The following is a 12,554-nucleotide window of genomic DNA, read 5'->3' as shown; positions in this document are numbered from 1 at the left end:
GCGGTCCCTTCAGGCCGCTTCGCGCAGTTCGACGCTCGTGGTGATGCTGGCCGTGTGACCGATCATGGCGGTGGCGGAGCAGTACTTTTCGTGCGACAGGGCCACGGCCCGTTCCACCGCCGCCATGGCCAAGCCGCGGCCGCTCACGATGAAGTGCATGTGCAGGGCGGTGAAGACCTTGGGATCCGTCTGGGCACGTTCGGCACGCAGTTGCACCTGGCAGCCCGTGACGTCGTGCCGCCCGCGCTTCAGGATCAGGACCACGTCATAGGCGGTGCAGCCTCCGGCGCCCGCCAGGAGTGTCTCCATCGGCCGGGGAGCCAGGTTGCGGCCGCCGCCATCGGGCGCGCCATCCATGGTCAGCGTGTGTCCGCTGCCGGTTTCGGCCAGCATCGCCATGCCGGCGTCGGCCACCCAGTGCACGGTGCATTCCATCGTCGTGTGCCTCGCGGCGTGCTGCAATGCAGTGCATTATCGACGCCTGGAGCGGCCTCTCCAGCGGAACATATTGCGGTGCAACAAAAGCCGCGCTAGACTCGTCTTCATGCAGCGGTGAAAGCGCTCTCGCGCCAACCCGCTTCTCCTCTTGTCTCCTCCACCTCCTGACGGTGGATTCAGCCCGGGCCCTCACGGACCCGGGCTTTTTTCTGCCTGGTCCGCCGCCGGATCCGGCCGCCGGAGCAGCGGCAGGGGTGGCATATCATGCGGCGCCGCAGCACGACCGGCCAGGTCGAGTGTCCAGAAGCAGTTCCAAACGACGAGGAGAGACGCCCATGGCCGGCGCCGCCCGCAAGTCCCGTGCGCCGTCGACGGCCCGTGACCCCTTTCCCAGCTCCGCCGACTACTTGCGCCGCATCCTGAATGCGAAGGTCTACGACGTCGCCAAGGAAACGCCGCTGGACCCCGCACGGGCCCTGTCCCGGCGGCTGAACAACAGCGTGCTGCTCAAGCGAGAGGACTGCCAGCCGGTCTTCAGCTTCAAGCTCAGGGGCGCCTACAACAAGATGGCCCACCTCTCGGCCGAGGCGCTGGCCCGCGGGGTGATCTGCGCCTCTGCCGGCAACCACGCGCAGGGTGTCGCGCTCGGGGCCCACCGGCTGAAATGTCGCGCCGTGATCGTGATGCCGACCACCACGCCCAAGGTCAAGGTCGATGCCGTGGCGGCCCTGGGCGGTGAGGTGGTTCTGCACGGCGACAGCTACTCCGATGCCTACGTCAGGGCGCTGGAGATCGAGAAGGCTGAAGGCCTGACCTTCGTCCACCCCTTCGACGATCCGGACGTCATCGCCGGCCAGGGGACCATCGCCATGGAGATCCTGCGCCAGCACCAGGGTCCGATCGACGCGATCTTCGTCGCCATAGGCGGCGGCGGGCTGATCTCCGGCGTGGCGGCCTACATCAAGGCGGTGCGGCCGGAGATCAAGGTCATCGGCGTGCAGACCGTCGACTCGGATGCCATGGTGCGTTCGGTCAGGGCCGGCAAGCGCGTCCAGCTGGCGGACGTGGGCCTGTTCGCGGACGGCACCGCCGTCAAGCTCGTCGGCGAAGAGACCTTCCGCCTGGCGCGCGAGCTGGTCGACGACTTCGTGCTGGTCGACACCGACGCGGTTTGCGCGGCGATGAAGGACGTGTTCCAGGACACCCGCTCGATCGTCGAGCCTTCCGGCGCCCTGGGCGTCGCCGGGATGAAGCAGTATGTCGAGACCCACCGGCCCAAGGGCAAGACCTTCGTCGCCGTGACCTGCGGCGCCAACATGAACTTCGACCGACTGCGCTTCGTCGCCGAGCGGGCCGAGTTCGGCGAGCAGCGGGAGGCGCTTTTCGCTGTCACCATCCCGGAGGAGCGGGGCAGTTTCAGGCGCTTCTGCGAGTTGATAGGCACGCCGGGGAATCCCCGCTCGGTCACGGAGTTCAACTACCGCATCTCCGATGCGAAGGTCGCCCACGTCTTCGTCGGCATCACGATCCACAAGCGTGAAGAGGCGGACAAGATTGCCCGCAACTTCATCCGCCATGGCTTTCCCACCGTGGACCTGACCGACGACGAGCTGGCCAAGGAGCACGTGCGGCACATGGTGGGAGGGCGCAGCGAACTGGCACGCGACGAGCGTCTGTACCGCTTCCAGTTCCCGGAGCGTCCCGGCGCGCTGATGCGCTTCCTGGCTGCCATGCATCCGAGCTGGAACATCAGCCTGTTCCACTACCGCAACCAGGGCGCCGACTACGGCCGGATCCTGGTCGGGATCCAGGTGCCCAAGGCGGACAAGAAGGCCTTCAAGGACTTCCTCGACACCCTGGCCTACCCCTGCGTGGACGAAACCGACAACGCGGTCTACCAGCTCTTCCTTCGCTGAGCCGCCGGGCCGCGCAGGGCGCGGTGGGCCCGGGAGCGCCGCACGAATCGGGCCCTGCAACCGCCGGCCAACCGGCATACGATGCGGGCATCGCCGCCGCTGTTGTGGAGCCCGCGATGTCGTTGTCTGCCCGCCTGCGAAACCTTTCGATGGCCGTCGCCGCCGGCCTGATGCTGGCCGCCTGCGCCAACACCGCCGTTCGCGCCCCAGCAGAGCCCATCGCTCCGCTGCTGCGAGACCAGGCTTTCGAGCCGCCGGCCAGGCCGGTGAAGGTGGAAGACGTCTTCGCGCTCAGCCCCCAGATGGAGCGCTACCTCGGGCACGACATCGCCCGCCAGTTGCACCGCGACGGCCGGCAGCGGGGCCTCATCGACGCCTTGTACGACCGCGAGATGCTTCGCCTGGAGTACGACTCGGCCACCACGCGAACCGCCAGCGAGGCCTTTGCCGCGCGATCGGGCAACTGCCTGTCCCTCGTCATCATGACGGCAGCGCTCGCGCGCAGGCTCGACCTTCCGGTGACCTTCCAGTCGGTCGACGTGGAGGACAGCTGGAGCCGCGGCAATTCGCTCCTGCTGGCGGCCGGCCATGTGAACCTGGTCATAGGACACCGGCTGTTCGATCGCATGGGAGGCATCGGCAACGACACCTCCACGACGGTGGACTTCCTGCCGCCCCGGGACCTGCGGGGCCGCCGGGTGACGGTGATCAGCGAAGCGCGTGTCCTGGCAATGTTTCTCAACAACCGCGCGGCCGAGACCCTGACCGAGGGTGACCTGAACCAGGCGTACGCATGGGCCCGTGCGGCGGTGGCGCAAGACCCTTCTTTCGCCAGTGCCCAGATCACGCTCGGTGTCATCTACCACCGCCGCGGTTTGCTCGAGCCGGCCGAGCAAGTCTTCCGCCATGCGCTGCGGGCGGAGCCGCAGAACACGCAGGCACTGGCCGACCTTTCCGCTGTGCTTTCGAGCCAGGGCCGCGACGGCGAGGCCCACGAGATCAGGCAGCAGTTGGCTCGTCTCGAGACCCACCCACCGTTCCACTACTTCGAGCTGGGTCGCGCCGCGGTGCAGCGGGGCGATTTCGAGGCCGGCCGTGCCTGGCTGCAACGCGAGCTGTCACGCGACCCCGACTACCACGAGACCCACTTCTGGCTGGCAGTCGCCTACGCCGGCCTTGGCGACAACCGTGCGGCGCGGCAGCACCTCAACCGGGCGATGGCCAACAGCACCACCCGGGGCGAGCACGACCTCTACGCAGCCAAGCTGGATCGCCTGCAGGGCGCGCGACAACCGTGAAACACGGCTGCCCGGCCTGTGCACCGGGCGCCGGGCGCCGGGAACAGCGTGTTCGACGGTTTGTTGTCGGCAGCGGGCACCTGAAAGGTCAGGCCCAAGTAGGAGGTGGGCCGACCGGCGCTGCCGATCGGCCCCACACTCGCTCCCTGAGCACCCTTTTTCGTGATGTCGCTACCGAACCCTCCAACGGCCAGCGCGGCACACCCTACGGCGTCTTGTTCTTTAGAACGGATTGCCGACGCGAAACACGACATGCGCAGCAAAAGAATTTGCGCGGCGCCCTCGCGACATCCATTTCACGCCTGATTGCCGCTGCCAGCATGGCCCGCTAGAGTCGGCGTGGCGGATCGGCCGAGCGGCCGAGCGCCTCAGGGATGACCCAGGACATCACGCTGTTGCTTCGCCGTGCCGCTGACGGAAACCGTCAGGCCGCGGATCAGGTCGTGGCCTTGCTTTACGCCGATCTGCAGCGCCTGGCGCGCAGTCGCCTGCGCCGTGCGGCCGACATGACCCTGCTGGACACCACTTCCCTGGTTCACGAGTCGTATCTGCGGCTGGCGCGCGGCGAGGGCCCGGAGTTCGCCGACCGACGCCACTTCCTCGCCTATGCCGCCCAGGTGATGCGCAGCATCGTGGTGGATCTGCTGCGCTCGCGCCAGTCCGAACGCCACGGCGGGGGCGCCTGGCACGTCACCCTCAACACCGAGATCGGCGAATCGGTCATGCGCCACGAGGACGAGGTGCTGCGCGTGCATGAAGCGCTCGACGAGCTCGCGGTCAGCGACCCCCGCCTGGCGCAGGTCGTGCAGATGCGCTACTTCGGCGGCCTGTCCGAGGCCGAGATAGCCGACTGCCTGGGCATCACCGAGCGCACCGTCCAGCGTGACTGGCAAAAGGCAAGGCTCTTTCTCTCGCTGGCCCTGAAATAGGAACATGCGAGACCTGGACCCCCCTGCCGAAGTCCCCAAGGGGGGCCCACGCGTGGTCGACAAGTCGCGCTGGCCGGTCCTGAGCCCGCACCTGGACGCCCTGCTGGACTTGACACCGCCCGAGCGCGCGGCCCGCCTGGCCGAGCTGCGAACCAAAGACGAGGCCCTGGCGGAGGACCTCGCCGCCCTCATGACCGACCTCGAGGCGCTGGACCGCAGCGACTTCCTGCAGTCACCCGCCCTGCCACCGCCGCCGGCCTTCGAAGGCCAGGCGGTCGGGGCCTACACGATCGAGCGCGAACTGGGCGAAGGCGGCATGGGCAGCGTCTGGCTGGCGCGCCGCACCGACGGACGCTTCGAGGGGCAGGTGGCGATCAAGTTCCTGCACGCGGGCCTGGTGCCGCGCGCCGATGCCGAGCGCTTCGCAAGAGAGGGCCGCATCCTGGCGCGCCTGGCCCATCCGCACATCGCCCGGCTGCTCGATGCCGGCCTGCACGGCCCGCACGGCGCGGCCCAGCCCTACCTCGTGCTGGAGTACGTGGACGGCCTGCCCATAGACCAGCACTGCGAGCGCCACGGGCTCGACCTTGCCGCCAGGCTCCAGCTGTTTCTGGACGTGCTCGCCGCGGTCGCCCACGCCCACCACCGGCTGATCCTGCATCGGGACCTGAAGCCGACCAACATCCTGGTGACCGCCAGCGGCGACGTGAAGCTGCTCGACTTCGGCATCGCCAAGCTGCTGCGGGACTCCCATGGCGCCGCCACCACTCCACCGCACGAGGCCACCGAACTGACGCAGCGCGCCGGCCGCGCCTTCACCCTGCAATACGCCGCGCCGGAGCAGCTTCAGAACGGCGAGATGACCACGGCAACCGACGTGTATGCCCTCGGCGTGTTGCTCTACGTGCTGCTGGGAGGCACCCATCCGACCGCCGGCACCACCAGCGCGCCGGTCGACCAGATGCGAGCCACGCTCGATCGGCAACCCCGACGGCTGTCGGAAACCGTGCTTCGCAGGGGCGGTCCGGATGCGCAGCGCCTGTCGCGAGCCTTGCGCGGCGATCTGGACATCGTCGTCGCCAAGGCCCTGAAGAAGTCGCCCGCCGAGCGCTACTCGAATGCCGAGGCCCTGGCCGAGGATCTGCGCCGCCACCTCTCCCATGAGCCGATCGCCGCCCGCCGCGACAGCGCGGCCTACGTGCTGTCCAAGTTCGTCCGGCGCCACCGCGCCGGCGTCGCAACAGCCGGTCTGGTCGCCGGCGCATTGGCCGTGGGCGTCGGCGTCGCGCTGTACGAGGCCGAACAAGCCCGGCGCCAGCAGGAACAGGCCGAGGGCCTGATCGAATTCATGCTGGGCGATCTGCGACGCAAGCTGCAGCCGGTCGGAAGGCTGGAGGCGCTCGACGCGGTGGGCGAGCGCGCCCTGGCCTACTACGCCGAGCAGGAGCCGGGCCGGCTGGATGCCGAGTCGCTGGGCCGGCGTGCGCGGGCCTTGCACCTGATCGGCGAGATCGCCGACGACCGGGGAGACCTGGACGAGGCCACCCGCGTCTTCCGCCAGGCCGCCGAAAGCACGGCCGCGCTGGTGCAGCGGCATCCCAACGATGGCCAGCGCCTGTTCGATCACGCCCAAAGCCTGTACTGGGTGGGCTACGTCGCCCGGCGGCACGGCCAGGCAGACGAGGCCGAGCGTGCGTTCCGCGGCTACCTCGAGCTGGCGGAGCAACTCGTCCGGCTCGATCCGACGCGGCTGGACTGGCGGGTGGAGCGCGCCTACGCGCAGGAGAACCTCGGCGTGCTGAGGGTCGAGCGTTCGCAGCCGGCCGAAGCGCTGAAGGCATTGAACGATGCGCGCAACATCTTCGCGGCGGCGCCACCCGAGCGAACGGACCTGCGGTTCGAGGAGGCCAATGCCCTGGGCTGGATCGCCAAGGCGCGCGAAGCCCAGGGCGACCTCGCGGGTGCCCTCGCGGCCCAGCGCGACAAGCTGCGAGTCGTCAGTGGTCTGCCCACCGCAACGAAAGATCGGCACGTCCAGCGCTTGATGGCCAATGCCGTCTACGAGCAAGGCCGGCTGCACCTGATGATGGGCGATGCGGCGGCCGCCCTGCAGTCGGCCCGCGAATCGCTGGCCGATTTCGAGTCGCTTCTGGCCATCGACCCCAAGAACGCGGACTGGCAGGTTCAGGCCAGCCTCGTGCGTTTGAGCGTGGCCGAAGCGAGGTGGGCGCTGGGTCAGCGTGCGGCGGCTCGCGAGAGCCTCCAAACCGCGGAAGACGAGAACTCCCGCCTGCTGGCAGGCGGCAGCGCGCGACCCACCTGGCGGCTCGCGTTGCAGGGCAACGCTCTGCGCCTGCGACTGCAGATGGCAGACCCGTGGCCCGGTGCCGCTTCGGCGCTGCAGTCCTATCTGGACGACGTACGCCAGGCCGAGGCGGGAGGCCTTGTCACCGATTCGGGACAAGCCCGCCTGGCCGCAGCGGTCGAGCTCGGACTCGGCGACCTTCGCCATCGCGAAGGAGCGCGGGACGCCGCCCACACGGCGTGGCAAGCCGCGGCATCACGGCTGCGACAGGCGGCCGCCCAGGGCGACCTGGCCGCCTCCGTCCTCTTGGCCCAGGTGCTTTGGCGCCTGGGCGACAGCACCGAGGCGCGCGCGCTGGCCGAGCGCGCGACGGCATCGGCTTACCGGCACCCCGAACTTGCCGATCTGCGAGAACGGCTGAACAGCGGCGAGGGCGCTGCCAGCCATCACCATCAGTGAGGATTTCATGCCAACCGTCTCCGTCAGCGTCAGTTCGCCCGGCACCATCCACGTCACGCCGGATCCCGTCGGTGTAAGCGGCAGCAACGCCACGATCACCTTCAACCTCCTGAGCTCGGGCTACTCCTTCGCGAGCAGCAATGCGATCGTCGTGCCGGAGCCGGCGAGCCAGTTCCCGAACGGCTCGGTGACCGTGTCGGCCACCCAGGCGACCCTGCTCGACGTCAACAGCGATTCCAACACCTACAAGTACGTGGTGCACCTCGTTCGCAACAGCGACAACCAGCCGCTGAGCCTGGATCCGGCGATCGAGAACGGTAAATAAGCATCAACAAACGCCCATCGAAAGGGGGTGCGAAGTCCGCACCCCCACGCTTGCACGATAGGCCCCACCCTCCCCGCTGTGCTCGAATCGCCGACGCATTGCCCCGGAGGGTGTTCATGTCCGTGTTGTCCCGATTCCGCCGCGAGGTCGCGGTCGCCCTCGCGCCCTGGCTGATGGCGGGCGCGATGCCGGCGGGCGCAGCGACCCTGAACGAATTGCCGGTGCTGAAAAGCCAGGGCGGCATGCTCGACGTGCTCGTCGTCGCCCGTGGCGACAAGATCTCGCACCTCGGCACCCTGACGACCCGGGGCTGGGTCTACGACATCTGCCCCCGCCCCGCCGACGGCAGCGACAGTTGCCCCACCAAGCCGCCGGGCACCAACCTGTACGGCGGCACGCGGCTGCAGTTGCAGCCTGGTGACACCCTGAAGATGCGGCTGGTCAACAAGCTGCCGATGGTGCGCGACTCCGAGCACGCCGGCGAACCGGGCCACCACTACCTGGCGTCCAACCCGACCAACCTGCACACGCACGGCTTGATCGTCTCGCCGCACTATCCGACCAAGAACAATCCGACCTACGGCGACAACGTCTTCGTGATGACGCTGAACCCGGACAACCCGCCGCCAGGCGATGACGACGTGGTGCATGGCGACGTGCGCTTCGGCTTCACCGACTACGAGATCAAGATCCCCAGGAGCCATCCGTCGGGCCTTTTCTGGCTGCACGGCCACATCCATGGCCTGACGCTGAACCAGCTCAGCTCGGGCATGTCGGCAATGATCACCATCGGCGACCCGTCCGAGTACCTGTGCAAGAACGCCGAATGCAGCGCGTTCCTCGACACGCTGCCGGTGCGCCACCTGATGCTCAAGGACACCCAGGTGCTCAAGAGCGGCCGCATGGTCACCGAGCAGTACCCGGTGTTCTGCAAGACCCAGGCGACCCGCAACGAGGAATCGCGCCAGGGCTCCTGCGCCGGCATCCACGGCCGCCCGACCGGCGGTGGCCGCTGGTTTTTCAGCGTCAACGGCCAGGGCTACCCCCACATCCCGGTCGCCCAAGGCAACGGCGAGATCTGGCGCATCGTCACCGCCTCGGCCACCGTCACCTACGACCTCGGCCTGCGCGACGACCTGAGCGGCCAGGACATGCTGGTGCAGGTGCTGTCGGTCGATGGCGTCGCGGTGCAGCCCGGTCGCAACGCCACCACCGCCGAAATGCGCAGCATGACCGGCACGCGCATCACCGCCGTGCCCTGCCCGGCCGACCTGGGCGGCGGCCAGCTGGCGCACAAGGCGCTTTGCGCGACCCGCATCCGCATGATGCCCAGCTCCCGCGTGGAGCTCTGGGTGGCGCATCGCGATGCCAACGGCCGGCTCGCCCCCGCCGGCAACAACGCCAGCGCCACGCTTTACACCTCGCAGGTCCAGACCGGCCCGGCTGGCGACACCTGGCCGTGGGTGGACCTGGCGCAGGTGAGCTTCCGCGGCACCGCCGTGGCCAACGCCCCGCAGGTGCTGTCGGTGACCGGCGATGCGCAGGCGGAATGGCGCGATCCGCGTCGCATGAGCGCGGAACTGGGCGCGGCCAATGCCATGTTCCGCCCCGAGGCCGATTGCCAACCGCTGGCCACCGGCCACAAGCGAAGGATCTTCATGGGCTTCACCCCGGGCGGGTCAGTCGCCTTCGGCTTGGGCTACGAGGAACTCGACGAGAACGGTCAACCGGTGGCCGGCACCTTCAGGGACATCGAACCCTTCAACGCCGACACGCCGACCGTCTGCCTGCCGCTGGGCCCCGGCAACACCCCGACGGTGGAGCGCTGGCAGATCGTGAACATCGCGTCGGAGGACCACAACTTCCACGTCCACCAGACCAAGTTCAGCCTGCTGTCGCGTGACGTCATCAACGGCCGCATCGTCGAGCACCGCGGGGGCGTGTTGCACGACAACGTGCCCATCCCGCATGCCGACGGTGAATGCGAGTCGGTCGACGACTGGCGTGCCGGCAAGTGCGTGGCGCACCCGATGGAGCTGGAGATTCCCTTCACGGTCGCGGGCGACTTCGCCTACCACTGCCACATCGGCGAGCACAGCGACGAAGGCATGATGGCCCGCATCCGGATCAGGGCCAACAAGTGATGCGAAGGCCGCCTGTACCGGCCACGCTGCTGGCCTGCCTCGCCCTGGCGGCCGCAGCTGCACACTCTGCCGTGCCGCTGCCGGACGTGCCCGGCATCCAGGCGGCCTACGAATCGGCCTACATCGCCACGCGGGGCAAGCCGCCAGGCGAGCATGCGGACGACCTGCTGATCCAGGGCGCCCACTGCCAGCCGCTCAAGCCCGGCCCGGGAGCGGCTTGCCAGATCGATTTCGTGCGTCAACGCGAGCCCGAAGGGCGGCTGTACTTCGACATCGTCACGCTTCAGCAAGCCGAGGCAGGCAACGGCTGGGTCCTGCGCTCGGGCCTGTGCATGACCAAGCCGGCGGACCGGCACGCGGCACTGAAGGCCGGGGCTACTTCGGCCGCTCGCTGAAGGCCGGGCCGCAGTGGGCATCACCGTGTGCCAGCACGGTGTGCAGCGATTCGACGCAGGCCCGCTCGCCGCTGCGGTGCGCCCCTGCACGATCGAGCAGCAGCGCGTCGAGGCCGGCGGCGCGCGCCGCGTCATGGTCGAGCTCAGGGGAGTCGCCCACCATCAGGGCCTCTTCCGGGTCGATGCCGAAGTGCCCCACGACGTGCAGGAAGGCCTTCGCCAGCGGCTTGCTGGCCCCGATCTCCTCGCCTATGGCCACCAGCTCCACCCGCTCGCCCAGGCCGGTGGCCCGGAGCTTGCGCCGCTGCCCGTCGGACGGGCCGTTGGTCAGGATCGCCGTGCGCAGGCCCTGCGCCCGCAGGCGCTCCAGGGCAGGCAGGGCATCGTCGTGCAGCAAGGGGCTGTCGTTGACGCAGTCCATGAACAGGCGGTTGATCTCCTCCACCAGGCCCTGCCGGGGCACGCAGCGCAACTGCTCGAAAGGCTCGAGGAAGCGTCGTGCGCGGTATTCGGCGCGGGTCAGCTCACCGCGTTCGAAGCGCGCGAACAGGGGCCGGTCCGCCAGGGCGCACGCCTGGAGGTAAGGGGCCGCTTCCAGGCCCTCGCGCGTCACCAGCTCGCCGATGTGGCGATAGGCCTGCTGGCGCGTCGAGGCAAAGTCGATGAGGGTGTCGTCGAGGTCGAAGATCACCAGCTTCATGTCGCACGCTCCTCCCAGACCGGCCGCAGCCCTATCGTCGTGGTGCCCAGGCGGGCCCACTTCGCGCGATTGCAGTCGATGCGCAGCTGCGAGGCCCCCTTGCTCCAGGCACCGCCCTTGACCAATCGCTCCAGGTTGGGCCCGCCGGCAGGCACGTCGAGGCACCATTCGGCGAGGTTGCCGGCCAGGTCGTAGAGGCCGAGTGCATTGGCGGCAAAGCGGCCGACGGGCGTCGTGCCGGCAAAGTGCTCGTCGTAGTTGGCGAACTCGGGGCTCGGCGGGGCATCACCCCAAGGGTAGGCCGGGCCGGGCTCTCCTCCGGCGGCGAAGGCCTCCCATTCGGCCGCCCAGGGCAGCCGCGCGCCGAGCTGGCGACACAGCAATCGCGCCGCGTCCCAGTTCAGGCCCCAGACGGGATGGCGTTCGAACCCGGGCTGGGCCTGCCAGCCACCGTGCGCTTCGTCGTAGAGGAGCGCGCGGCGCGGGTTGTGCATGTTGACGTGCCGGTAGGAGTGAGCCGGCTCGGGCGGCAGGCCGATCTCGTTCATGAGCGCGGCCGCGAGTTCGCAGGTCAGCAGGCTCCTGGCGACGCGCAGGCGGCGCCGTCCCTGGCGCGATGAGAGGCGGCACCAGGCCGCCTCCTCCATGTAGCGCCTGGCCAGAGGGGTCTTGGCTTCCATCGTCATCCTTGCTTGATCTCCGAAGCTTCGGCCAGTGCCGGCAGCGGCACCGACTGCCAGACCGCTTCGATGGCCGCGAGTTCCCCGCCGCTCAGGTGCCGCCGCCAGCCCTCGAGGGCCAGCGCCGGCTCGCGGAACGACGAGAAGGCGTCGCCCCGGCTGGCGTTCTGCCGTCCGCGCAGGAACTGCAGCGGCCCGGGGTGAGGGGGCACGGCCAGGAATCGCCAAAGCCGCGTCAGCGTCTGGTCTGGTTGCACGACGAGGTCGTCCAGGCTCAGCGCCACATGGTCCATCTGCGGCAACTCCCGGCGTGCGAGCTCGTAGCGCACCGCGACGCTCATCGCGACCAGCGCGGCCCGTTCCTGGGGGCCGCCGGCAGGCCATTGCGGCAGCACGAGGGGCCCGAAACAGCGGCGGAAGGCCGGCGGCACGAGCTGGCGGTAGTCCCAGAAATCGATCAACCCGCTTCGCAGCACCGACGAGACGATGGCTCTCGGATCCCGCTGCAGGAAGATGACCTTCAGGCCGGGCACGAAGGCCTTAACCCAGCCGAGCTTGCCGAACAGGACGGTCTCCTTGAAGCCGATCACCCGGCCGGCCCGGGAGCACTGAAGGTACTCGCGCAAGCCGTGCAGGAAGGCCTGCAGGCCGCTGCCCTCGGGCAGGTCCTTGTGCAGGCGCCCGGGCTCGTGGTCGGCCGCCGTCCAGCGCTGCAGATCGGCCTCGCGGAAGAAAGGCGTGTGCATCGAGAACGGCTCGTTCAGGCACTCCACGAAAGGGTGTGCCTGCAACAGGTCGTTGAGCAGGTTGGAGCCGGACCGATGATGGGCCAGCACCAGGAACGGCGCACGTTCGTCACCCACCGTCTTCTCTCCCTGAGTCCGTGGACGCGGCTGGTGTGGACGCCCCGATGTTGCGTCAAGCCCCCACCGGCGCGCAAGCGCGACAGGACCCGGCCCCGGGGC

The 12,554-nt window shown here is 69.1% G+C and carries 11 protein-coding genes; 7 read left to right on the top strand and 4 right to left on the bottom strand.

Annotated features, from left to right (window positions below):
* Positions 1-9 precede the first annotated feature (9 nt).
* Entirely contained in the window at positions 10-435 is a 426-nt protein-coding gene (locus ACS5PM_RS15560; protein ID WP_439388563.1) for an OsmC family protein, read from the bottom strand.
* A 338-nt stretch (positions 436-773) separates the two neighbouring features.
* Between ACS5PM_RS15560 and ilvA the strand changes: the two genes are divergently transcribed.
* The 7 genes from ilvA to ACS5PM_RS15525 all read left to right on the top strand — a co-directional run bounded on the left by ilvA (position 774) and on the right by ACS5PM_RS15525 (position 10,209).
* Entirely contained in the window at positions 774-2,354 is a 1,581-nt protein-coding gene (gene ilvA / locus ACS5PM_RS15555) for a threonine ammonia-lyase, biosynthetic (RefSeq protein WP_439388562.1), read from the top strand.
* Positions 2,355-2,470: 116 nt separating this feature from the next.
* Positions 2,471-3,652: a tetratricopeptide repeat protein gene (locus tag ACS5PM_RS15550; RefSeq protein WP_439388561.1), complete on the top strand. Its 1,182-nt coding sequence runs from the start codon at positions 2,471-2,473 to the stop codon at positions 3,650-3,652.
* Positions 3,653-4,026: 374 nt separating this feature from the next.
* A complete protein-coding gene (locus ACS5PM_RS15545; protein ID WP_439388560.1) occupies positions 4,027-4,581 on the top strand; it encodes an ECF-type sigma factor in 555 nt (184 codons plus the stop codon).
* 4 nt (positions 4,582-4,585) lie between these two features.
* Complete coding sequence (locus tag ACS5PM_RS15540; protein ID WP_439388559.1) at positions 4,586-7,345, top strand: serine/threonine-protein kinase; 2,760 nt, start codon at positions 4,586-4,588, stop codon at positions 7,343-7,345.
* A 7-nt stretch (positions 7,346-7,352) separates the two neighbouring features.
* Positions 7,353-7,670, top strand: coding sequence for a hypothetical protein (locus ACS5PM_RS15535; RefSeq protein WP_439388558.1), 318 nt, complete (start codon positions 7,353-7,355; stop codon positions 7,668-7,670).
* A 116-nt stretch (positions 7,671-7,786) separates the two neighbouring features.
* Positions 7,787-9,814 (top strand): multicopper oxidase domain-containing protein, encoded by a 2,028-nt coding sequence (locus ACS5PM_RS15530; protein ID WP_439388557.1) that lies wholly within the window; start codon positions 7,787-7,789, stop codon positions 9,812-9,814.
* Positions 9,814-10,209: a hypothetical protein gene (locus ACS5PM_RS15525; RefSeq protein ID WP_439388556.1), complete on the top strand. Its 396-nt coding sequence runs from the start codon at positions 9,814-9,816 to the stop codon at positions 10,207-10,209. Before ACS5PM_RS15530 ends, ACS5PM_RS15525 begins: the two co-directional genes overlap by 1 nt.
* Here ACS5PM_RS15525 and ACS5PM_RS15520 read toward each other — a convergent pair.
* The 3 genes from ACS5PM_RS15520 to ACS5PM_RS15510 are packed head-to-tail and all read right to left on the bottom strand — an operon-like array spanning position 10,190 to position 12,452.
* The gene (locus tag ACS5PM_RS15520; RefSeq protein ID WP_439388555.1) at positions 10,190-10,909 is read right to left on the bottom strand and encodes an HAD family hydrolase; all 720 of its coding nucleotides are present in this window, start codon (positions 10,907-10,909) and stop codon (positions 10,190-10,192) included. The two genes, ACS5PM_RS15525 and ACS5PM_RS15520, sit on opposite strands and share 20 nt — an antisense overlap.
* On the bottom strand, positions 10,906-11,589 hold the full coding sequence (locus ACS5PM_RS15515; protein ID WP_439388554.1) for a formylglycine-generating enzyme family protein: 684 nt from the start codon (positions 11,587-11,589) through the stop codon (positions 10,906-10,908). The genes ACS5PM_RS15520 and ACS5PM_RS15515 overlap by 4 nt, the downstream gene beginning before the upstream one ends.
* A 2-nt stretch (positions 11,590-11,591) precedes the next feature.
* A complete protein-coding gene (locus tag ACS5PM_RS15510) occupies positions 11,592-12,452 on the bottom strand; it encodes a sulfotransferase (RefSeq protein ID WP_439388553.1) in 861 nt (286 codons plus the stop codon).
* Positions 12,453-12,554 lie beyond the last annotated feature (102 nt).

Origin of the sequence: Ideonella flava, from assembly GCF_051857595.1 — a bacterium.
Classification (GTDB): Bacteria; Pseudomonadota; Gammaproteobacteria; order Burkholderiales; family Burkholderiaceae_C; genus Ideonella.
This window is presented reverse-complemented; position numbering and strand designations above follow the sequence as displayed.

Excerpts from the sequence above, each read along its gene's own strand:
- ACS5PM_RS15560 (WP_439388563.1), bottom strand. The coding sequence starts at position 435 with ATGGAATGCACCGTGCACTGGGTGGCCGACGCCGGCATGGCGATGCTG.
- ilvA (WP_439388562.1), top strand. The coding sequence starts at position 774 with ATGGCCGGCGCCGCCCGCAAGTCCCGTGCGCCGTCGACGGCCCGTGAC.
- ACS5PM_RS15550 (WP_439388561.1), top strand. The coding sequence starts at position 2,471 with ATGTCGTTGTCTGCCCGCCTGCGAAACCTTTCGATGGCCGTCGCCGCC.
- ACS5PM_RS15545 (WP_439388560.1), top strand. The coding sequence starts at position 4,027 with ATGACCCAGGACATCACGCTGTTGCTTCGCCGTGCCGCTGACGGAAAC.
- ACS5PM_RS15540 (WP_439388559.1), top strand. The coding sequence starts at position 4,586 with ATGCGAGACCTGGACCCCCCTGCCGAAGTCCCCAAGGGGGGCCCACGC.
- ACS5PM_RS15535 (WP_439388558.1), top strand. The coding sequence starts at position 7,353 with ATGCCAACCGTCTCCGTCAGCGTCAGTTCGCCCGGCACCATCCACGTC.
- ACS5PM_RS15530 (WP_439388557.1), top strand. The coding sequence starts at position 7,787 with ATGTCCGTGTTGTCCCGATTCCGCCGCGAGGTCGCGGTCGCCCTCGCG.
- ACS5PM_RS15525 (WP_439388556.1), top strand. The coding sequence starts at position 9,814 with ATGCGAAGGCCGCCTGTACCGGCCACGCTGCTGGCCTGCCTCGCCCTG.
- ACS5PM_RS15520 (WP_439388555.1), bottom strand. The coding sequence starts at position 10,909 with ATGAAGCTGGTGATCTTCGACCTCGACGACACCCTCATCGACTTTGCC.
- ACS5PM_RS15515 (WP_439388554.1), bottom strand. The coding sequence starts at position 11,589 with ATGGAAGCCAAGACCCCTCTGGCCAGGCGCTACATGGAGGAGGCGGCC.